This window comes from Streptomyces sp. NPDC048496 (assembly GCF_043200055.1).
Taxonomy (GTDB): domain Bacteria; phylum Actinomycetota; class Actinomycetes; order Streptomycetales; family Streptomycetaceae; genus Streptomyces.
Genome location: NZ_JBICXB010000029.1, coordinates 63,134 through 84,053 on the forward strand (window position 1 = coordinate 63,134; position 20,920 = coordinate 84,053).

At 72.5% G+C, this 20,920-nt stretch carries 16 protein-coding genes; 3 read left to right on the forward strand and 13 right to left on the reverse strand.

Translation table 11 applies throughout. The annotated features are described in order from the left end of the window. Positions 1 to 212 precede the first annotated feature (212 nt). Both ACGFSA_RS23805 and ACGFSA_RS23810 read right to left on the reverse strand, forming a co-directional pair. Positions 213 to 4,268, reverse strand: coding sequence for a Pls/PosA family non-ribosomal peptide synthetase (locus ACGFSA_RS23805; RefSeq protein ID WP_393307316.1), 4,056 nt, complete (start codon positions 4,266 to 4,268; stop codon positions 213 to 215). A gap of 144 nt (positions 4,269 to 4,412) precedes the next feature. Continuing rightward, a complete protein-coding gene (locus ACGFSA_RS23810) occupies positions 4,413 to 5,306 on the reverse strand; it encodes a sulfurtransferase (protein ID WP_393307318.1) in 894 nt (297 codons plus the stop codon). A gap of 261 nt (positions 5,307 to 5,567) precedes the next feature. Here ACGFSA_RS23810 and ACGFSA_RS23815 point away from each other — a divergent pair, with 261 nt between their 5' ends. After that, complete coding sequence (locus ACGFSA_RS23815; protein WP_393307320.1) at positions 5,568 to 7,211, forward strand: PucR family transcriptional regulator; 1,644 nt, start codon at positions 5,568 to 5,570, stop codon at positions 7,209 to 7,211. A 37-nt stretch (positions 7,212 to 7,248) separates the two neighbouring features. Here ACGFSA_RS23815 and ACGFSA_RS23820 read toward each other — a convergent pair whose 3' ends face one another. The 6 genes from ACGFSA_RS23820 to ACGFSA_RS23845 all read right to left on the reverse strand — a co-directional run bounded on the left by ACGFSA_RS23820 (position 7,249) and on the right by ACGFSA_RS23845 (position 13,296). Continuing rightward, the gene (locus ACGFSA_RS23820; RefSeq protein ID WP_393307322.1) at positions 7,249 to 8,349 is read right to left on the reverse strand and encodes a glycosyltransferase family 4 protein; all 1,101 of its coding nucleotides are present in this window, start codon (positions 8,347 to 8,349) and stop codon (positions 7,249 to 7,251) included. 166 nt (positions 8,350 to 8,515) lie between these two features. Then, positions 8,516 to 9,286, reverse strand: a complete 771-nt coding sequence (locus tag ACGFSA_RS23825; protein WP_393307342.1) for a hypothetical protein — start codon at positions 9,284 to 9,286, stop codon at positions 8,516 to 8,518. A 146-nt stretch (positions 9,287 to 9,432) separates the two neighbouring features. Then, a complete protein-coding gene (gene recN, locus ACGFSA_RS23830) occupies positions 9,433 to 11,178 on the reverse strand; it encodes a DNA repair protein RecN (RefSeq protein ID WP_393307324.1) in 1,746 nt (581 codons plus the stop codon). 96 nt (positions 11,179 to 11,274) lie between these two features. Further along, positions 11,275 to 12,180: an NAD kinase gene (locus ACGFSA_RS23835; protein WP_393307326.1), complete on the reverse strand. Its 906-nt coding sequence runs from the start codon at positions 12,178 to 12,180 to the stop codon at positions 11,275 to 11,277. Further along, positions 12,177 to 12,992 carry a TlyA family RNA methyltransferase gene (locus tag ACGFSA_RS23840; protein ID WP_358858176.1) on the reverse strand — a complete coding sequence of 272 codons (816 nt, stop codon included), beginning with the start codon at positions 12,990 to 12,992 and terminating at the stop codon, positions 12,177 to 12,179. Before ACGFSA_RS23840 ends, ACGFSA_RS23835 begins: the two co-directional genes overlap by 4 nt. A 7-nt stretch (positions 12,993 to 12,999) precedes the next feature. Then, on the reverse strand, positions 13,000 to 13,296 hold the full coding sequence (locus tag ACGFSA_RS23845) for a hypothetical protein (protein ID WP_393307328.1): 297 nt from the start codon (positions 13,294 to 13,296) through the stop codon (positions 13,000 to 13,002). 42 nt (positions 13,297 to 13,338) lie between these two features. Between ACGFSA_RS23845 and ACGFSA_RS23850 the strand changes: the two genes are divergently transcribed. Continuing rightward, a complete protein-coding gene (locus ACGFSA_RS23850; RefSeq protein WP_393307330.1) occupies positions 13,339 to 13,686 on the forward strand; it encodes an SCP2 sterol-binding domain-containing protein in 348 nt (115 codons plus the stop codon). Between the two features lie 105 nt (positions 13,687 to 13,791). Here the strand turns inward: ACGFSA_RS23850 and ACGFSA_RS23855 are convergent, their stop codons facing one another. The 4 genes from ACGFSA_RS23855 to ACGFSA_RS23870 all read right to left on the reverse strand — a co-directional run bounded on the left by ACGFSA_RS23855 (position 13,792) and on the right by ACGFSA_RS23870 (position 18,212). Further along, on the reverse strand, positions 13,792 to 14,601 hold the full coding sequence (locus ACGFSA_RS23855; protein WP_393307344.1) for an ABC transporter ATP-binding protein: 810 nt from the start codon (positions 14,599 to 14,601) through the stop codon (positions 13,792 to 13,794). 77 nt (positions 14,602 to 14,678) lie between these two features. After that, the gene (locus ACGFSA_RS23860) at positions 14,679 to 15,740 is read right to left on the reverse strand and encodes a FecCD family ABC transporter permease (RefSeq protein WP_393307346.1); all 1,062 of its coding nucleotides are present in this window, start codon (positions 15,738 to 15,740) and stop codon (positions 14,679 to 14,681) included. Between the two features lie 5 nt (positions 15,741 to 15,745). After that, positions 15,746 to 16,705 (reverse strand): FecCD family ABC transporter permease, encoded by a 960-nt coding sequence (locus tag ACGFSA_RS23865; RefSeq protein WP_393307348.1) that lies wholly within the window; start codon positions 16,703 to 16,705, stop codon positions 15,746 to 15,748. Positions 16,706 to 17,183: 478 nt separating this feature from the next. Then, positions 17,184 to 18,212: an HAD hydrolase-like protein gene (locus ACGFSA_RS23870; protein WP_393307332.1), complete on the reverse strand. Its 1,029-nt coding sequence runs from the start codon at positions 18,210 to 18,212 to the stop codon at positions 17,184 to 17,186. Positions 18,213 to 18,284: 72 nt separating this feature from the next. Between ACGFSA_RS23870 and ACGFSA_RS23875 the strand changes: the two genes are divergently transcribed. After that, positions 18,285 to 19,562, forward strand: a complete 1,278-nt coding sequence (locus ACGFSA_RS23875; RefSeq protein WP_393307334.1) for a DUF1015 domain-containing protein — start codon at positions 18,285 to 18,287, stop codon at positions 19,560 to 19,562. Between the two features lie 71 nt (positions 19,563 to 19,633). Here the strand turns inward: ACGFSA_RS23875 and ACGFSA_RS23880 are convergent, their stop codons facing one another. Beyond that, positions 19,634 to 20,344, reverse strand: coding sequence for a tetratricopeptide repeat protein (locus tag ACGFSA_RS23880; RefSeq protein ID WP_393307350.1), 711 nt, complete (start codon positions 20,342 to 20,344; stop codon positions 19,634 to 19,636). Positions 20,345 to 20,920: the final 576 nt, after the last annotated feature.

Consider the following 20,920-nt stretch of genomic DNA (forward strand, 5'->3'; position numbering starts at 1 on the left):
ACGGACCGGCCGCATGTGCCGTCAGCCGCTGCGGATGGCGATCGCCGCAGTACGGCTTCCGTCCATGGTGACGTCTGCGATCGTCCAGCCCGGCAGCCCCTCGGCCGGCGCGGCGCCGGTGCCGCCGTAGTCGGTGGACAGCCCCCGGCCCCCGGTAGACGAGGGCGAGGGGGCGGCGCCCCGCGGTGGTGTCGGAGTGCGCCATGGCTGCCTCACCTCGCATGCTTCGTCGGCTCGGACCTCGTACGCCGCCCGGTGGCCGCTGCCGTGAGCCCTTCGGCGGGGAGCCCGTGCCAACTCGTTCCCGGCGTCAGCCGCTCGCCCTTCATGACCAGGGACAGTGTCCCGAGCCGGACATCGGCGCCCACCACCGCGTCGTAGAGCACGATCGCCCGCGAGCCGATGCTCGCACCGGGGCCGACGGTCACCGTCGACATTTTCATCACGCGGTCCTCGAACAGGTGGGTCTGCAGGGAGACGTGCAGGCCGATCGCGGCGTCGTCGCCCACCTCCACCAGGTCGAACTCGGTGAGGTACGTGGTTCCGATCCAGGTGCGCCGTCCGATGCGGGCGCCGAACAAGCGGAGCACCGGCGGGAGGAACGGCGTCCCCACCAGGACAGCCACGCCTGCCGGGACCGCGGCCCCCTCGAAGAGACCGGTGACGAATTCCGTACGGCGCACGAACAGGCTCCACAGGGGCTCGACGCGCGGCCGGTACCTCCCGGCGACCACCCACTTGGCAAGCGCGCAGTACCCGATGACGGCCAGCACCGCGCCCATGGCGAGGAACGGCGACACGAGCAACGACACCAGCGGCCCTGTACGGCGGGCAGTGCCGGTCAGGGCCAGCAGGTACAGGAAGGCACTGGTGGCGAGCACCGAGGCGGGCATGGTGACGCGGAAGAACTCGATGGCCAGGCGGCCGAGCACGGCCTTGCGGGTGGGCCGGAACGTCAGCTCCTCGGGGTACGGACCACTGGCCTGGCGTACCGGCAGCCGCAGTGCGGGCGAGCCCAGCCAGGTGCTGTCGGCGGGCACCTCGTCCGGGGGCGGCACCGTGCCCACTCCGATCAGACTGCCCGGGCCGAGCCGCGCTCCGGCGGGAACGAGCGCCGCGTTGCCGACGAACGCGCGTCCGCCGACCTCGGTGGACCGGAACGCCATGCGGTCGGCCGCGAAGGTGGCGACGCCGACGCCGGCCTTGTCGGCGACGAAGCTGCCGTCACCGAGGGTGAGAAGGTCCGGGTCGATGAACGCCGCGGTGGAGACTTCGGCGCGTCGGCCGATGCGGGCGCCGAGCAGCCGCAGCCACGGAACCGTGTAGAGCGTGGCGTAGAGCGAGTTGGTGAGGAGCAGGCTGTGTTCCAGCAGCTTGTCGGCGATCCACTTGCGCACGCCGAGTGCCGAACGCGCCGGGTGGATCCCCAGGGGTGTCCTCGGCAGGACAACCCGCTTGCCGGCGGCGACGACGAGGCACACCGTGGCCACGAAGACCGGGCCGGACAGCGCGGTGGCGGCCAGACCGTCGGTCGTGCCGCCATGCAGCCAGGCCCACCAGAACAGGGCGAAGCTCGGCAGGGGCATGGAGATCACGGCCACTTCCAGCAGGACCAGGCCGAGCAGGGCGGCGGCCAGCTGCCGCGGCCGCCAGCGGTCCGTCTCGACCCGGCTTCGCAGCATCGTCTCGACGAGCGGGGAGAGTGCCTCGACCCGGCGTGCGGGCGATCCGGCACGGCGCGCTCCGGCCGGGACCGCCTCGTCCGGGCCTGCCACGGACTGCTCGCCGAGTGCGGACCGGGGGCCCAGACACGCGCCGGGTTCGAGGACCGCGTTGGCGCCGACGTACGCCCGCTCGCCGATGGTGATCGGGGCGACTGTGACCCATCCGTCGGTGACCTGCCAGGGGCGAAGCGTGGCGCCGTAGCCGATCGTGGCGTCGCAGTCGACGCGCAGCAGCGTGGGCAGGCCGACGAGGCTGGTGGCGATGGTGGTCCGGGGGCCGATGCGCGCACCGAGGAGCCGCAGGTAGGGGCCCATCAGAGGGGACCCGCTGAGCATCCGCACGGGGCCGATCTCGATCAGCAGCACGTCCAGCGCCCACAGACGCAGGTAGGTCGCTCCCCACAGCGGGTACCGGCCGGGCCGGATGCCCGCCGCCAGCGGTCGCGCGAGAGCGAGGGGAACGAGCCAGCGTACGGCGGCGAAACCGGCCAGCACGGCGATCGTCGGCGCCACGGCCCCCAGGCCCGACACCTGACCGTGGTGCAGTGCGTAGGGGAGGGCCACCGGTCCCGTCAACAGGAAGAGCAGCCCGTAGAAGGCCGCCGCCTGGGCCAGGCCGGCGCGTGCGATCCTCGCGCGGCCGTGCCGCAGGGGCGCCGGGCGGGGCTGCTCCGACGGGCGAGGGGCATCCGCGCAGGCACGCAGGCGTGCCGCGAACGCGCGCACGGTCGGGTTCTCGTACAGGTCGCGCAGTGTGGGGCCGGTCCCGCCGTCCCGGCCGCGCAGCAGCGACACGGCGCGGGCGGCGAGCAGGGAGTGACCGCCGAGATCGGTGAAGAAATCGGCCTCCGCCGACAGCTCCTCGGGTGTGATTCCGAGCACCTGCGCCCAGGCGTTGCGTACCCTCGTCTCCAGCTCGCCGCGGGCCGGCGCCACGTGGCCGGTGCCGACGAGCCGGCGGCCGGTCGGTGCGGGCAGCCGCGTGCGGTCGGTCTTGCCGCTCGGCATGACCGGCAGCCGGTCGAGGAAGTCCAGCGCCGAGGGCACCATGTAGGCGGGCAGCGAGCGACGCAGGCGCTCGTGCAGCCGGGCGGCGAGGGCGTCGTCGGGAAGCGCGCCGTTCTTGGTGCGCACGACGTAGGCGGCGAGAACGCGGTCGCCGTCGTGCCCGTCGCGCGCGGCCACGAGGGCGGTGCCCGCCTGGGCCACGCCGGGGTCCTCCAGCAGTACGTTGTCGATCTCGTCCAGCGACACCCGGTAGCCGCGGATCTTCACCTCGGCGTCGGCCCGGCCGAGGTACTCGATCTCCCCTTCGTCGGTCATCCTGCCGAGGTCTCCGGTGCGGTACAGGCGGCCGCCGCCGGGCGCCAGGGGGTGCTCGACGAAGCGGTCGGCGGTCAGGTCCGGTCGGCCCGCGTAGCCACGGGCGAGGCCGGGACCGCCCAGGCAGATCTCGCCGACGTCGCCGTGCGGCACCGGCCGGCGCCGCTCGTCGAGGAGGACCGCCGAGTACGTCGGCAGGGGGCGGCCGATGGTCACCGGTCGCCCCGGCAGAAGTTCCTGCCAGGTCGCCGTGACGGTGGCCTCGGTCGGCCCGTATGTGTTGAGGATGCGCCGTCCCGGCCTGCTCCACCGTTGGACGAGTGAGGCCGGGCACGCCTCACCGCCCACGACGACGCTGCGGATCCGCGGGAGGTCGCGCGGGATCGTCGCCAGCAGCGTCGGTACGCAGTACAGCATGGTCACGTCGTGCTCCTCGAGGAAGTCGGCGAGTTCGTCGCCGAGCCGTCCCGAGCCGTCCGGTCCGGCGACGAGCGTGGCGCCGGCCGCCCAGGTGGGCCAGATCTCCTCGATGGAGAAGTCGAACGAGATGGTCATGCCCTGGTACACCCGGTCCTGCGGCCGGACGCCGTAGATCGGGGACACGACGCGCAGGAAGTTGCAGATGCTCGACTGGGCGATCTCCACGCCTTTGGGCCGGCCGCTGGACCCCGAGGTGTACATGACGTAAGCGAGCGGATCATCCGCGCCCCGGGCCTCGGCAGGCGGGCGCGAGGACGCCACTGGTGGCAGATCTCCGGCGCACGCGTCGATCTCGATCACCGGGCACGCCCGGCGCGGCCCCGCCCAGGTGGCGTCGGCCGCGAGAGCTGACGTGGTCAGCACCACGGTGGCGCCGGCGTCGCTCAAGATGAAGGCGACCCGGTCGGGCGGCGCCGCGGGGTCGATCGGCACGAATGCCGCACCTGTCTTGCAGACGCCCAGCAGGTACACGTACATGTCCACGGAGCGGGGCAGCAGCAGAGCCACGCGCCTGCCCGGACCGATGCCGATACTGCGCAGCCGGTGGGCGACTCGATCGGCTCGGGCGTCGAGGCCGGCGTAGGTCAGACGGTGTGATCCGCATTCGAGGGCGACGGCCGACGGTATGCGGTCGCAGGCGTCCTCGAAGAAACAGTGCAGTCTGCCGGTGGTGTCCGCAGCCCTCGGGGCGGTACGGCCCCGGGCCGGATCGACGGGGAGGGCGACGGTACGCGGGGCCATGGGCTCCATCCTTCCGGTCCACGAGATGCTCGGTCGTTCCCGGTCACTCCTCCAGCCTGGGTGGCGTCCGCTGAGAGGACGCTGAGAAGCGGATCCACGCGTAGCAGCACCGCTCTCCCGGTGAGCGGCCCGCGGCGAACGACATCAGCGCCGCGGTCCGCCGCCCTCCGCCCCGGTCACGACGGGAAGCTCCGAGGGCAGCCCCCATTCGCTCCAGGACCCGTCGTACACAGCCAGCTCCCGGTAGCCCGCCAGCTCGGCGCCCAGTGTCAGAACGCAGGCGGTGACACCCGATCCGCAGCTGAAGAGCAGCCGCTTCCGCTCCCCGGCGAGGGCGGCGAACGCGGCGCGCAGCTCCTGCGCCGGACGCATCCGGCCGTCGCGCTGGATCTCGCCGAAAGGCAGATTGACCGCCCCCGGCATATGGCCGGCGCGCAGCCCCGGTCGTGGCTCGGCGACCGCGCCGGAGAACCGTCCCCTGGAGCGGGCGTCGATGACGGCCGCGGTGGGGTCGGCCAGGGCCGCCACCACCTCCTCGCTTCCGATGACCAGCCCCGCGCGCGGCCGAGCGGTGAAGTCGCCGCGCTTCACGGCGGGCGCGGGCCCGGCGCTCTCCAGCGGCAGCCCGGCGTCGGTCCAGGCCGGCAGGCCGCCGTCGAGCACCGCTACCCGGTCGAAGCCCATCGCGCGCAGCATCCACCAGGCGCGCGCGCTGGAGTAGACGCCCACGCAGTCGTAGACGACGACGGTGTCGGTGTCGTCGACACCCAAGGCGCGCAGCTCCTCGGTGAACCGGTCGGCGTCGGGCATCGTGTGGGGCAGTGGTCCGGAGTGGTCGGACAACGCCCCGTCGATGTCGAAGGGCCGCGCCCCCTCGATCCGGTGCGCGGAGCCCCGGTGCGCACCCACCGAGGCGTCGAGGACCACCAGCCCGCGCTCGCCCAGCCGCGCCGCGAGCCAGTCGGAGCCGACCAGCGGGCCGGGAAGCGGGTCCGTAAGGTCTTCCCGGCTTCCGTATGCCGATACGTCGTCGCTCACGTCTGCTCCACGTGCAGGTCCGGGTGGGAAGGCCGCTCGGCCCGAATCGCGCGGCGGTCACAAGATCGCAGCGGCCCGCAACCCCTGTCAACAGCGGTTCCCCGCCCCGGCAGGTCAAAGTGGCTGGTCAGTACCGCTGCCCACGATCGGCGGCCTCTCCCCGACGGCTCCCCGACGACGCCCGCATCGCTCTGGGCCGGTACCTTCCTGAATCAGGGCGACTGCCCGCCCGACCCGAGTGGAAACGCGAGGCCAGAACCAGTGGAGAACCAAGGCGGAATCACCGTGCAGCGCGCCCTGGAGCTGCCGGGGCTGCGCAGCGGACTCCCCGAGGTGGTGGCCGGCGCGGACCGGCTGAACCGCACAGTGCGCTGGGTGCACGCGGGCGAGGTCCCGAACATCGCATCCCTCCTCAAGGGCGGTGAGCTGCTGCTCACCACCGGTCTGGGGCTCGGCACCCGCCCCGCCGAGCAGCGCACCTTCGTGCGCAGGCTCGCCGACCGCGGGATCGCCGCCCTGGTGGTGGAGCTCGGGCCGCGCTTCAGCAGACTGCCCGCCTCGATCGTGGACGCCGCGCGGGCAGCCGGTCTGCCGCTCGTGCAGCTGCACCGCGAGGTGCCGTTCGTGACAGTGACCGAGGAGATCCACACCGAGATCGTCAACGGCCATTACGCGCTGCTGCGGCAGGCCGAGGACGTGCACCGGCGGTGCACGGAGGCGCTGCTCGGCGGCGGCGGGATCCCGCAGGTGCTCGGCATCCTGGCGGACTTCACCGCCAACCCGGTCTTCCTGGAGACGGCGGACGGCCAGCTGCTGTACGCGGCGGGCACCGAGTCCGGTCCGGTCTCCGCCGATCCGCTCCAGGTGTGGGACGGGATGCGCGGCGGCCGGGCGGCCCGTGAGGCACCGCCCACGGGTGCGGTGCTGGTGGATGTGCCGGGCGGCGGCCCCGGGTCCGGTTCGGTACGGGCCAGGCTGGTGCTCCTCGCGGTGTCCGGGCCGCTGGTGACGGTGCACCGGATGGCGGCGGAGCGGGCGGCGGGCATCCTCGCCGTGGTGCTGATGCAGGCCCGCCAGGAGGAGGAGCTCGCCGCGCGCGGCCGCGGCGACTTCCTGACGGACCTCGCGGAGGGCCGGATCGCTCCGGGGGACGCACCCGCGCAGGCCCGCGTACTGGGCTTCAAGCCGGGCGAGGCGCCGCTGCTGCCGGTGGTGATGCGACTGGCCCCCGAGCTGTCCCCGTCGGGCAACTGGGCGCTGCTGGCGCGCGCGGTCCTGGAGGAGCTGTCATCGGTGGGCATGCCGGTGCTGCTCGGCGTACGCCCCGTGGAGGGCAGAGTTCCGCTGCTGCTCGGCCTGCGGTCCGAGTCGGAGCGTACGGCGGTGGCCGACCGGGTCGCGGCGGCGCTGCGGGCCGGCGTCGAGCGGGCCGGGCTGGAGCGGGCGGGCGCGCAGCCGCCGGTCGTGGTGGTCGGGGTCGCTGGCGGCTGGGCGGCGGCAGGGGCGGGGCTGCGGCACGCGGCGGAGACGGCGACGGCCGCGCAGGGGCTCAGCGACCGGCCCTGGTACGACGCCCGGCGCCTGGACATCGACCTGCTGCTGTGGCGGCTGCGGGATCATCCGGACCTGGCGGCGTTCGTGGAACGGGCGATCGGCCCGCTGCGCGATCATGACCGCACCTCGCGCCCGCCGCTGCTGCCCACCCTGGAGTCGTATCTCGCCCACGCGGGCCGCAAGGCGGAGACGGCCCGCGAACTGCACCTGAACCGCCAGACCCTCTACAACCGTCTGGCCCGCATCGGCGAGCTGCTGGGCACCGACCTGGACGACCCCCAGACAGTCCTGGCTCTGAGCCTGGCCCTGAGAGCCCGCCGCCACGCCAGACCGGGAGCATCAGGCGACTGAGACGGCCGCGGGATGCTCCGGCATCCCCGCCGTCACCTCACCATCCCCACCCGATCGGCAACGGCTGAGCCAACTCGTCGTACACACTGAGGACTTGCGCGATCGTGTCGTCCTCCGTGGGCCAACTCGCCGCCTGCACACGCCCCGCGCCGGCCATCCGCTCCCGAGCCGCCGGGTCCCCCAGCAGCCGTACAATGGCCCGCGCCATGGCCTCCGCGTTGCCGGACGGCACAAGTTCCGCCGCGTCCCCGACCAGTTCGGGCATCCCGCCCACCGCCGTGGCAACCAACGGCACCCCCATCCGCAGCGCCTCCTGAGCCACCAGCGACCGCGCCTCCCACCGGCTGGGCAGCAGAGCCAGATCGGCGACGGCAAGAAGCTCGGCGACGTCGTCGCGGCTCCCGATCAGCCTGACGGGCAGTTCCTCGTCCCGGATCCGCCGCTGGAGCGCACCCCGCTCCCGCCCCTCCCCCACGATGACCAGCAGGGGTACGGGGTCGAGTTGACGCCACATCCGTGCCGCGTCGAGCAGCGTGTCGTACCCATGATGCGGTACGAGACTGCCGATGGAGACGAGTAACGACCGCCCCACCACTCCGAGTTCGGCCCGCACCTTGCCATCGTCGCGGACAGCGGCGGGAATGCGCGACAGAGGAATGGCGACCGGCGCGAGTCTCGCGTCGCGCGCGCCCCGCCGCCGCGCCCGGTCGACCAGATCCGACGACGTGCCGAGCACAACGGCCGCCGCCCGGGCGGCCCTTCGCTCCAGGAGGTGGAGCAGCCGACTGCGGGCACCTTCGGCGTACGCCCGGGTGTGCCAGGTCAGAACCAGGGGGGTGCGCCGCCCGCCGAGCGCAAGACCCGTGCGTACGGCGGCGTGCAGCCCGTGCGCATGAACGACGTCCGCCCCCCCGCAGGCGCCCCGCAGGGCGGCGACGGCGGCGGGGTCGCTGCGCCGCGGTACGGGGACGAAGCAGGCTCCCGAGCCGGAGAAGTCGTAGGCGCGGTCCAGTTCGGCCGGGGCGCAGACGGTGACATGTACGCCTCTCGCCACCAGCCCCGCGGCCAGCGAGCCGACGTGGGCGCTGCTGCCCGCACTGCCGCCGCCCAGGACTTGGACCGTACGCAGCTGTGACACGTTGAATGGCTCCCGGGGCTACCGAGTGGGCGGTATGTGCACCGCCAAGGATGCCAGTCCGTACGCACGTTCCGGCACCTCGGAGCCGTGGTTCCGGTGTGCGCAGCGACAACCGGGCGTGCGTTACCACCCGGACGGGTGAGGACAACGGTGCGATATTGCCACGTCAGCGCCCCGACAGCACGTCACCGATCCGACAGCGCCGAGCGAGTCGGCTGATCCGGTCCCCGTACACCGCCGCGGCCAGGACCCCCGCCGCATGGGCGGCGAGGCCGCCCCGGCCGTTGCCCGCAACGATCGCGAGGCCGACGGCCGCGCCCAGGGCATGTGCGCCCGCGTCCCCGATCATGGTGCGTTCCCCCAGTTCCTCGGCGGCGAGGGCGGCCACGGCCCCCATCGGCGCGGCAGCGAGTCCGCCCCGGACCAGCCCCGGGGCCCCGAGGGCGAGCACAGTGGCGGTCGCGACGCCCGGCCGCAGGTCCGTCAGGTTGACGAGATGAGCGGTTCCGGCGATCACGACACCGGCGAGGACCCGGTCGACGGGCCGTTCCTTCAGCAGGGCGCCCGCAGCGAGCCCGGCCACCCCGATGCCGAAGAGCTTCACGGCGCCACTGGTCACCTCTCCGTGCCGCAGCGCGGTGAGATGGGCGCGGAAGCCGCGGCGAGGATCCTCGGCGCCGGCGAAGTCGTCGTACGCGCCACAGCCCCCGGCGGCCAGCACGGCGAGGGCGGCGGCGGTCCGGGTGCGGGGCGGCAGCGGGAGCACGGCGGCCCCGGCGGCGGCACCGAGCACAACGGCGGGCCCGGCGTACAGATCGACGGTGCGTCCCGCGTAGTTGGTCCGCAACCACCCCGGGCGCGGCCGCCCCCGCAGCGCCCGGTACACCCCGCCCGCGACCCCGGCGGCGACGGTACCGGCGGCGATCCTGCTGATCATTGCTCCCATGCGCGTCAGGCTACGAGTCGGCCCCGAACACTCGGACGCAGGGGCGCCGAGGCCCGCACACCACACCGCAGACACCGAAGCCGGCCCGTCCCCGCGCCGAACGGCAAAGACTCCCCCGCACAACAGTGCACCGCCGCCTACCCGTCCGCCCGCGCCGCGGCCAGCAGCTCCTCCGCATGCGCCCGCGCCGTCTCCGAGTCCTCCTGCCCCGCAAGCATCCGGGACAGCTCCCGTACTCGGTCCTCGCCCTCCAGGACCGTGACACCGCTCCGGGTCACCGCCCCGTCGACCGTCTTCTCGACCAGCAGCTGCCGGTCGGCGAACGCCGCCACCTGCGGCAGGTGCGTGACGACGACCACCTGCGCGGACTTGGCGAGCTTCGCCAGCCGCCGCCCGACCTCGACGGCCGCCTTGCCGCCGACGCCCGCGTCGACCTCGTCGAAGAGGTACGTGGGTACGGGGTCGGAGCCCGCGAACACCACCTCGACGGCGAGCATCACCCGGGACAGCTCACCGCCCGACGCGCCCTTAGCGATCGGCCGGGGCTGGGCGCCGGGGTGCGGGGCCAGCAGCAGTTCCACCTCGTCGGCACCGGACGGACCGTAGAGCACGCTCCGCCCGCCGATGTCGATGCCGGACGCCTCGTCCGCCGCGTCGGTCTGCCGGATGTCGAAGGAGACCCGGGCGTGCGGCATGGCGAGGGAGGCCAGTTCCTCGGTCACCGCTTCAGCGAAGAGTGCCGCCGCCGCCGTCCGCGCATCGGTCAGCGTCTGTCCGAGCCCGGAGAGTTCGGCCCGCAGCGCGTCCCGTTCGGCCGTCAGCTCGCCGATCCGGTCGTCGTCGCCCTCGAGTTCGGTGAGTCGGCGCGCCCCGTCCTCGGCCCAGGCGAGCACGGCGGCGATGTCCTCGCCGTACTTGCGGGTGAGCGCGGTGAGCGCGGCGCGCCGCTCCTCCACCGCGGCGAGCCGCAGCGGGTCGGCGTCAAGCTGGTCGGCGTACCCGGCCAGCTCGCCCGCCACATCGGCGAGCAGGATGGAGATCTCACCGATCCGGTCGGCGAGCGCGGCGAGCGCCGAGTCGTGGGCTCGGACGGCGTCGAGCGACCGCCCGGCCGCGGCGACGACGGTCGTCGCGTCGACGGCCTCCTGGTCCTCAGGGTTGCCCGCGAGCGCGGCGTGCGCGAGGGCGGCCGCGGAGGCGAGCGCTTCGGCGTGACCGAGCCGTTCGGCCTCGGCGGCGAGATCGGCGTCCTCGCCGGGCAGCGGTTCGACGCCGGCGATCTCGCCCAGTCCGAAGCGCAGCAGATCCGCTTCCTGGGCGCGTTCGCGGGCCCGCGTGGTCAGCTCGTCGAGCTCCGTGACGACGGCCCGCAGCCGCCGGTACGCCGCCGCGTACGTGGCGTGCGGCACGGCGACGCCGTCGCCCGCGTACCGGTCCAGGGCCTGCCGCTGCCGCGCGGGCTTGAGCAGCCCCTGCTGGTCGGTCTGGCCGTGCACGGCGACGAGTTCGTCGGCGAGTTCGGTGAGTACGCCCACCGGCACGGACCGTCCGCCGAGATGGGCGCGCGAGCGCCCTTCCGCGGAAACGGTACGGCTGATCAGCAGCGCACCCTCGTCGATTTCGGCCCCGGCCTCCTCGGCCCGTACCGCGGCCGCGTCACCGGCGGACACCGTGATCCGTCCCTCGACGACGGCGGCCTTGGCGCCGATCCGCACCAGGGCGGGGTCGGCGCGCCCGCCGAGCAGCAGCCCCAGGCTGGTGACGACCATGGTCTTGCCCGCGCCGGTCTCGCCCGTCACCGCGGTGAACCCGGGTGACAGCTCCACCACCGCGTCGTCGATGACTCCGAGCGACCGTATCCGCATCTCCTCCAACACGGACACGACCTTACGAGGTCCGGACCCCGGTGTGCGACGGACCCCGGCCGCGGATTCACTCTCCCGTGCGCCGGAGGGCCGTGAGCTGCGGCACCGACGCGATCAGTGGGGCGCGCCCCGCCACCCCGAGACGGGCAGCGCGAACTTCGCCACCAGCCGGTCCGTGAACGAGGCCTGGTGCAGCCGCGCCAGCCGTACGGGCACAGCCCCGCGCCGCACCTCGACCCGTGCTCCGGCCGGCAGCTCCACGGTCCTGCGCCCGTCGCACCACAGCACCCCGTGCGGGGTGTGCGGCTGGACCTCGACAGCGAGCACCGAGGTCGGCGACGTCACCAGCGGCTTGGCGAACAGGGCATGGGCGCTGATCGGGACCATCAGCAGCGCCTCGACCTCCGGCCACACCACGGGCCCGCCCGCCGAGAAGGCGTACGCGGTGGAGCCGGTCGGCGTCGCACAGACGATCCCGTCGCAGCCGAAGCCGGTGACCGGGCGCCCGTCGATCTCCAGGACGACTTCGAGCATGCGCTCGGGCGACACCTTCTGCACGGCCGCTTCGTTCATCGCCCAGTCGGTGTGGACGATGTCGCCGTCGCTGTGGACGAGGACGTCGATCGTCATGCGCTCCTCGACCCGGTACGCCCGGGTGACGACCCGGTCGACCACCTTGTCCAGGTCGTCCCGCTCGGCCTCGGCGAGGAAGCCGACCCGGCCGAGGTTGACACCGAGCATCGGCACCCCGGAGGCCCGGGAGATCTCGGCGCCACGCAGCAGCGTCCCGTCCCCGCCGAGGACGATCAGCAGCTCACAGCCGTCCACGGCCGCGGGCGTGGCGTCGTCGACCGTCTCCACGGCCGTCGGGAGCGGCAGGTCTGCGGCCTCCGCGGCAAGAACCCGTACCCCGAGTCCACTGCGCAGCAGCCCCTGCACCACGAGCTCGGCGCTGCGGATCGCGGCCGGCCGGCCGGTATGTGCCAAAAGAAAGACAGTTCGTGCCGCATTCGTCGTCAACGAGGCCCCTCCGCCACTGCGCGGTCGACATCCGCGGGATCCAGCTCAGGCGCTCCGGCCCGCAGCCAGAGAAAATACTCGACATTGCCGGAAGGCCCGGGCAGCGGGCTCGCGGTCACACCGCGCACTCCGAGTCCCAGCGCCCAGGCCCGGCGCGCCACCTCCCGTACCGCTTCGGCCCGCAGCTCGGGGCTGCGCACCACGCCACCGCTGCCCAGCCGCTCCTTGCCGACCTCGAACTGCGGCTTGACCATCAGGACCAGGTCCGCGTCGGGGGCGGCACAGCGCGCCAGGGCAGGCAGGACGAGCCCGAGCGGGATGAACGACAGATCGCCGACCACCAGGTCCACCGCCTCTCCGTCGATCGCCTCCAGCGTCAGTTCACGTACGTTGGTACGGTCCTTGACGGTGACGCGTTCATCGGACTGCAGCGACCAGGCGAGCTGCCCGTAGCCCACGTCGACGGCGACGACATGACCGGCTCCGGCCCGCAGCAGTACGTCGGTGAATCCACCGGTCGACGCCCCTGCGTCCAGCGCCCGGCGCCCCTCGACCTTCAGCCCGAGGGGTACGAAGGCGGCGAGGGCGCCCGCGAGTTTGTGCCCGCCGCGCGAGACGTACTCGGGGTCGCTGTCGTCCTTGATGACGACGACCGCGGCGCTGGTCTCGACCTGGGTGGCGGGTTTGGTCGCGGTGTTGCCGCCGACGGTCACCCGCCCTGCGGCGATCAGCTGGCTCGCATGCTCGCGTGAGCGGGCGAGCTTTCGGCGTACCAGCTCGGCGTCGAGGCGGCGACGTGCCACTCCTGCCACGTTCGGTTCAGCTCCTGTTGTTGTACGGGGGCATCGGTGCGGGTACCGGTGCGGGTTCGGGCCGGGCATCCAGCGCGGTCAGCGCATCGCGCAGCCCACGGTGTACATCCTCGTACACCTCGATGTGTCCCTCCGCCGGGAGGTGGTCCGCATCGGCCAGCCGCTCCAGCCCCGCGTCCACCTCGGCGTGTCCGGTGGTGGTACGCGTGACGCCGAGGGGCGCGGCGGCGGGCTCGGGTGCGGGGCCGGCCGTCTCCGCCGATTCCCCGGACGCCGTCCCGGACTCCGGCATCAAGTCGCTCATGCGGAAACGCTACCGCGAAGGCCTGGGGTACCGTCGGTCACGATGGCGACCATGGCGGAGTGCCGCAGCGCACTCGACACACTTTCCGACAACCTCGCGACGGCCGAGGGCGACGTGCGCAGCGCGGCTGCCCTGGACCGCTCGCTGAGCTGTCACATCAAGGACCTCGGGATCACCTTCACCGGCCGTCTCAAGGAAGGCCGGATCCAGGTACTCGACACGATCGAGGGCCCACCGAGCGAGAAGGCCGAGATCCGGCTCGCGATGAACGGCGACGACCTGGTGGCCATGGTGAACGGGAACCTGAAATTCGCGAAGGCCTGGGCCTCGGGCCGGGTCCGGCTGGAAGCAAGCCTCCGAGACCTCATGCGCCTCAGAACACTGCTGTAGTACACCGACACCATTGAGCGCGCCGCGCTGGCCGATCACGCCCACCGGAATCAAGCCCGTCCGGCGGTTGAGGACAAGGCGCGCCGACAGGCAGCGCAACCCCGCTCAGGCCCCCACCGAACCCACAACGCGCGCACCCCGCGCGGCCGGCACCACCAACGGCGTCCCCGTCTCCGGATCAGCAATCACCTGACACCGCAGCCCAAACACCCGCTCCACCAGCTCCGCCGTGACCACGTCTCCCGGCGCCCCCTCGGCAATGACCTCGCCCCCGCGCATGGCAATCAGATGCGTGGCGTAGCGCGCGGCGTGGTTCAGGTCGTGGAGCACGGCGACCAGCGTCCGCCCGCGCGTCTCATGCAACTCCGCGCACAGGTCGAGGACATCGATCTGGTGCTGGATGTCGAGGTACGTCGTCGGCTCGTCGAGCAGCAGCAACGGCGTCTCCTGTGCAAGCGCCATCGCGATCCAGACACGCTGCCGCTGACCGCCGGACAGTTCGTCGACATAGCGATCGGCCAGCTCGCGGACACCGGTCGACACCATCGATTCCTCGACCATGCGTTCGTCGTCCGGCGACCACTGCCGCAGCAGCCCCTGATGCGGATACCGCCCGCGTGCGACCAGGTCCGCGACGGTGATGCCGTCGGGCGCGATCGAGGACTGCGGCAGCAGCCCCAGGGTCTTCGCGACCTTCTTCGCGGGCATCGCATGAATCGTCTGCCCGTCCAGCAGCACCTGCCCCCGGCTCGGCCTGAGCATCCGGGCCAGTGCCCGCAGCAGCGTGGACTTCCCACAGGCATTGGGTCCGACGATCACGGTGAACGAGTTGTCGGGGATCTCGACCGAGAGGTTCTCCGCGATGACCCGCTGGTCGTAGCCGAGGGTCACCGAGTCCGCGGTGAGGCGCTGCATGGTCGTACTCCGGGAGTCGGTGGGACGGGTCATCGATGGGCTGGTCCTTCGGGGCGGATTCATCGTCCGACGGGTTCTCATATCCGCCCCGCCCTGCGCTCGGAGACGAGCAGCCACAACAGGTAGCAGCCACCCAGCACGCCGGTGACGACACCCACCGGCAGCTGCCGGTCGCCGAAGGCGTCCATCGCGATCCAGTCGGCGACGAGCAGCAGGGCAGCCCCCAGGAAGGCGGCGGGCGCCAGATTGGGCCCGGGCGAGCGGGTGAGCCGGCGTGCCAGCTGCGGGGCACTCAGCGAGACGAACGCGATGGGCCCGGCCGCGGCGGTGGCGACGGTGACGAGCAGCACGGCACAGCCCATGAGGACGAGCCGGGTGTGTTCCACCCGTACACCCAGGGCGTACGCGGCGTCGTCACCCATCTCCATCATGCGCAGCGCCCGTCCGTGCCCGAGCACCAGCGGAATGAGAAGGCCGCACACCGCGAGCAGCGGCCAGACCTGCGCCCAGTCGCGCCCGTCGAGCGAGCCGGTCATCCAGACGACGGCACGGGTCGCGTCGACCAGGTCGGCCTTGGTGATCAGATACTGCGAGGCGGCGGTGAGCATCGCGGCCGCGCCGATACCGACGAGCACCAGTCGGTAGCCGTGAACCCCTCGTCTCCACGCCAGCAGGTACACCGCGGCGCCGGTGAGCAGCCCGCCGACCACGGCGCCACCCGCGACGGCGGCGGCCCCGCCCTCGAAGAGGACGATCACCGTCAGCGCACCGACCGTGGCGCCCTGGCCGAAGCCGAGCACGTCGGGGCTGCCGAGCGGGTTGCGGGAGATGGTCTGGAACACGGCGCCGCCTACCCCGAGTGCCGCGCCGACCAGGAGCCCGACGAGGACCCGCGGCAGGCGCAGGTCCGTGACGATGAACTCCTGCTGGAACGTGCCGTGCCCGAACAGCGTGCTGACGACCTCGCCGGGCGTCATCGCGTAGTCCCCGCTGCCGATGAGCACGATCCCGGCCCCGGCTGCCACGGCGGCAAGGAGCACGATCACCACGAACGCCCGGACGTCCACCCGGAAGGAGAGCCCTCCGCCGGTCCGTACGGCCCGAACCGCGCCGGCTCCGCCCTTCGTGCGGGTCTTCATGGCCTTCACAGCTGGGCCATCCTCTTGCGGCGTACGAGATGGATGAAGACGGGACCGCCGAGCAGCGTGGTGACGATGCCGACCTGCAGCTCGGACGGTCGGGCGATCACCCGCCCCACCACGTCCGCGCCGAGCAGCAGCACCGGCGCGAGCACGGCCGCGTACGGCAGGATCCACCGCATGTCGGGGCCGGTGATCGCACGCACCAGGTGCGGGATCATCAGCCCGATGAAGACGATCGGCCCGCAGGCGGCGGTCGCGGCCCCGCACAGCAGAGTGACGGTGAGCATCGCGAGGACGCGGGTGCGGGTCAGATGGGCGCCGAGCGCCCTGGCGGTGTCGTCGCCCATCTCCAGGGCGTTCAGCGGGCGGGCGATGAGCAGTGCGAGGACGACACCGACCGCGATGAACGGCCATACCTTGCCGACGGTCTCCATGTTCGCCGAGGCCAGCGACCCGACTGTCCAGAACCGCAGCCGGTCGAGCGCCGCCGCGTCCAGCAGCTGTACGGCGTTGACATAGCCGAACAGCGCGGCACCGGCCGCGGTCCCGGCGAGGGCGAGGCGTACAGGCGTCGCGGACCGGCTGCCACCGAGCAGGTACACCGCGACCGACACGACCGCGGCGCCGAGGAACGCGAACCACACATACCCGGTCAGCGAGGTGACACCGAAGAAGCTGATCGCGGACACGACAGCTGCCGAGGCTCCTGCGTTGACCCCGAGCAGTCCGGGTTCTGCCAGTGGGTTACGGGTCAGGGCCTGCATCACCGCACCGGCGAGGCCGAGCGCGGCGCCGACGATCAGCCCGAGCACGGTCCGCGGGATGCGCACCTCCCGCACGAGGACATCGCCCTGGGTCCCCGAGGCGTGGAACAGACCGTGCCAGACATCGGCGAGGGGCAGCGCCTTTGCACCGATCGCGATACTCGCGAGGCACACCAGCACCAGCGCGACCACAGCGATCAACAGCCCTACGGCACGGATCGCATGGCGCCCGGGGGGCGCGGATGTCACCGGCGCGGCCCTGGGACCTGCGCTCGGCTCTGGCGGACTCTCAACCAACACGAGGTTAGGTTAGCCTAACCTATTGAGTTGTCGAGTCGCCCGGCTCCCCACACCCAACGGAGCGCCACATACGCCCGATTCATCCCACAAGGATCCGTCGCCCCGACGAACTCCCGGACGCCCCCGCCGAGTTGCCCAGGCCCCGTCCGCAGCACCCTCCGGCTGCCGCCGGACTGACGGCCTCCCCCACGATGGGGAGTGGGCTCCCGGCGTCGTGCGGCTTTTCCCCCCAAGCTCTCGGCTTCGCTCGAGCAGGGAGGGGTCCCTTCGGCGTTGTCGTCGGTCACCGACGCTCCGCGCCGACTCCTTCCCCTGCCTTGCCATCGAAGCCGCACGACGCCGCTCGCCGATCCACTCCCCATCGTGGGGGAGACCGTTACAGCCCGAGCCTGGCCACCGCCTTCCCCGCATCAAGCCGGCACGCCCCCTCGCCGGCGTACGACCAGGCGGCCCCGCACAGCGCCCGCAGCCCGTCGAGCACGTCCCCGTCGCCCTCCAGCGCCAGCTCGTCGCCGCGCACCGCGGCCGTCCAGCCACCGCAGCCGAACCCACCGCCGTTCTCCGTCACCTCCGGCTGCCCGGTGAGCAGTCCCCGCAGATCCGCATCCACATACGTCGGCCGGTGCCTCGGCTCGGCCGCCACCAGCTGCGCCGCGTCCGTCACTCCGGTGAGCACCAGCAGTGAGTCCACTCCACCGTTGAACGCACCCTCGATGTCCGTGTCCAGCCGGTCCCCGACCACCAGCGGCCGCTCCGCCCCGGTCCGCAGCACGGTCTCCCGGTGCATCGGCGGCAGCGGCTTCCCGGCGACCTGCGGTTCGGCGCCGGTGGCGATCCGTACGACCTCGACCGCCGCACCATTGCCCGGCGCGATCCCCCGGGCGCCCGGAATCGTCAGATCGGTGTTGGACGCGAACCACGGCACCCCCCGGTTGATCGCGTACGCAGCCTCCGCGAACCGTCCCCACGCCAGGTCGGGACCGCCGTACCCCTGCGCCACCGCCACCGGCTCGTCGTCCGCCGACTCCACCGGCACCAGCCCACGCTCCACCAGCGCGACCTTCAGACCCTCGCCCCCGACCACGAGCACCCGGGCCCCGGTCGGCAGCTGATCGGCCATCAGCCGCGCCACAGCCTGCGCCGAGGTGATCACGTCGGCGGGCTCGGCCGGCACCCCGAGCTCGGTCAGATGGTCCGCCACGGCAGCCGGCGTACGCAGCGCATTGTTGGTCACGTACGCGAGATGCATTCCCCCGTCCCGCGCGGCGCCCAGCGAATCGACGGCATGCACGATCGCGTGACCGCCCGCGTACACCACCCCGTCAAGATCCAGCAGAGCCGTGTCGTACGCCTCGCTCAGCGCAGTGCTGATCCCGCTCGGCCGGGTCCTGCTCGCCTGACTCATATCTTTGCGCTCCTCATTGCATGCTTCTCCTCCGATCATCGCGCATCGCCACAACGCACATACGATGCAGAAATGAAGACACCAGGTCCCACCGGCCAGGGACTGCGCCTGATCCCGTTCCGCGGGCTGCGCTACGTCCCCGAGCGGGTCGGCAGTCTCGCCGCGGTGACCTCACCGCCCTACGACGTCGTCGTGCGCCCCGACGGGCTGCACCACCTGGAATCAGCGGACCCGCACAACATCGTCCGATTGATCCTGCCGCAGGCCGACACGCCCGACGCCCGCCAGGAACAGGCCGCCGAGACTCTGAACCGCTGGCTCGACGAGGGCATACTGGCCCCCGAGAGCGAGCCCGCGCTCTACGTCTACGAGCAGCGCAGCGGCGAGATCCTGCAACGCGGCATCGTGGGAGCACTGGCGCTCTCCTCCCCCGCCGACGGCATCGTCCTGCCGCACGAGGACGTCATGGCCCATGTCGTCGAGGATCGCGCCAACCTGATGCGCACCACAGCCGCCCACCTGGAACCGCTCCTGCTCACCTACCGCAGCGAGGGCGACCCGACCGGCGCGACCGCTGTGATCGAGCGCACCATCGACCGGCCGCCACTGCTCGCGACGACCACCGAGGACGGCTACCGGCACCGGCTCTGGGCGGTCACCGACCCGGCCGACCGGTCCGAGATCGAGACCGACCTCACTCACCACCAGGCGCTCATCGCCGACGGCCACCACCGCTGGGCCACCTATCTGCGGCTGCAGCAGGAACACACCGACCCGGGCCCCTGGGACTTCGGCCTGGTCCTCCTCGTCGACACGGCTCGCTACCCGCTCCGGGTCCGCGCCATCCACCGGCTGCTGCACAGCCTCCCCGTGGCCGACGCACTGGCCGCGTTGAACGGCGCCTTCCGAGTCCGCGACATCGAGGAACCACTCCCCGTTGCCCTCGACGCCCTCGCCGAGGCGGCCGCCGAGGGCAACGCCTTCCTGCTGGCGGGGGACGGCCGTTTCCATCTCGTCGACCGCCCGGACGAGGCACTGCTGGCCCGCACGATCCCGGCCGACCGCCCACTCGCCTGGCGCACTCTCGATGCGACGGTCCTGCACGCGACGCTTCTCGACCATGTGTGGCAGATCCCCGACAGCCCGGAACACATCGCGTACATACACGACACCGAGGCAGCCGTGGAACAGGCCGAGCGCCGCAACGCCACCGCGGTGCTGATGCATCCGGTACGCGAAGAAGTCGTCCGGGACCTGGCCCGACAGGGAGTCACCATGCCCCGCAAGTCGACTTCGTTCGGCCCCAAGCCGGCCACGGGCCTGGTCCTGCGCAGCCTCGCCCTTGACTGACCGCGGGCACGGACGCCGGACACAAAAAAAGAGGGCGGCATCCTTTCCGGGATGCCGCCCTCTCTCATGTCTTACGCCTTCGTCGACCCGTCCTCATCCGCATCGTCGACATCGCCATCAGCGTCGGTTCCGGCTTCGGCCTCGACCGTCTCGTCGTCGCTCTCACCGAGAGCGTCGACGAACTCGACACCGTCCAGCTCGGCGAGCCGGTCCGACGCGTCGGTGGCACCGTCCTTGTCGGCCTCCAGGGCCTTCGCGAACCACTCACGCGCCTCGTCCTCGCGCCCGGCGGCCAGCAGCGCATCGGCGTACGCATAGCGCAGTCGCGGCGTCCACGGGTGCACGGCGCTCGATGCGAGCTCGGAGCTCTGCAGGGTGACGATGGCGGCATCGATCTGCCCCATGTCCCTGCGCGCCCCGGCGGCCACCAGGCGCATCTCGACCTGCCCGGCCTTGTCCAGCTTCTGCACCTCGGGCTCGCCCGCCATGGCCATCGCCCGCTCGGGCCGCCCGAGTCCACGCTCGCAGTCAGCCATGACGGGCCACAGCTCCACGGAACCAGTCATCCGCTTCGCCGCCCGGAACTCGGCCAGCGCCTCCGAGTACTTCTGCGTCGCGTACGCGGCGAAGCCGGCCGCCTCCCGCACAGCAGCCACCCGCGAGGCCAGCCGCAACGCGATACGCGAGTACGCGTACGCCTGCTCGGGGTCCTCGTCGATGAGCCGGGCGACCATGACGAGGTTGCGGGCAACGTCCTCGGCCAGGGTCTTCGGCAGACTCATCAGCTCCTGCCGCACATCCTTGTCGATCTCGTCACCGGTGACGTCGTCAGGAATGGGAAGCCGCTTGATCGGCTCACGGTCCCGGTCGTCCCGGCGGTCGTAGCCACCACGGTCGTCGCGCCCCCGGTAGCCACCACGCTCGCGGTCGTCCCGCTGCCCGCGGTATCCACCGCCACCGCGGCTGTCGTCACGGCGGAAGCCGCCGCTGCGGCTGTCGTCGTCGCGACGGGGCCCACGCGGCCGGTCCTCACGGCGCTCGAAGCCACCACCGGGACGCCCACCGCGGTCGTCATCACGACGCGGTCCACGGTATCCACCACGGTCGTCCTCACGCCGCGGCGCACGATCATCGCGGGGGAACCTGCCTGCGCCGCCACCGCCACGGCTTTCATCCCGACGGAAGCCACCGGCACGGTCGTCGCGGCGGAAGCCGCCCCGGTCGCCGCCGCTCGTGGGCCGACTGTCGTCACGACGGAAACCACCGCTGCGGCTGTCGTCGTCGCGACGGGGCCCACGCGGCCGGTCCTCACGGCGCTCGAAGCCACCACCGGGACGCCCACCGCGGTCGTCATCACG

What these genes read in the sequence shown, in the direction of transcription:
- ACGFSA_RS23805 (WP_393307316.1), bottom strand. Translation starts at nt 4,268, where the DNA reads ATGGCCCCGCGTACCGTCGCCCTCCCCGTCGATCCGGCCCGGGGCCGT.
- ACGFSA_RS23825 (WP_393307342.1), bottom strand. Translation starts at nt 9,286, where the DNA reads ATGATCAGCAGGATCGCCGCCGGTACCGTCGCCGCCGGGGTCGCGGGC.
- ACGFSA_RS23845 (WP_393307328.1), bottom strand. Translation starts at nt 13,296, where the DNA reads ATGAGCGACTTGATGCCGGAGTCCGGGACGGCGTCCGGGGAATCGGCG.
- ACGFSA_RS23850 (WP_393307330.1), top strand. Translation starts at nt 13,339, where the DNA reads ATGGCGACCATGGCGGAGTGCCGCAGCGCACTCGACACACTTTCCGAC.
- ACGFSA_RS23855 (WP_393307344.1), bottom strand. Translation starts at nt 14,601, where the DNA reads ATGCAGCGCCTCACCGCGGACTCGGTGACCCTCGGCTACGACCAGCGG.
- ACGFSA_RS23860 (WP_393307346.1), bottom strand. Translation starts at nt 15,740, where the DNA reads ATGAAGACCCGCACGAAGGGCGGAGCCGGCGCGGTTCGGGCCGTACGG.
- ACGFSA_RS23870 (WP_393307332.1), bottom strand. Translation starts at nt 18,212, where the DNA reads ATGAGTCAGGCGAGCAGGACCCGGCCGAGCGGGATCAGCACTGCGCTG.
- ACGFSA_RS23875 (WP_393307334.1), top strand. Translation starts at nt 18,285, where the DNA reads ATGAAGACACCAGGTCCCACCGGCCAGGGACTGCGCCTGATCCCGTTC.
- ACGFSA_RS23880 (WP_393307350.1), bottom strand. Translation starts at nt 20,344, where the DNA reads ATGAGTCTGCCGAAGACCCTGGCCGAGGACGTTGCCCGCAACCTCGTC.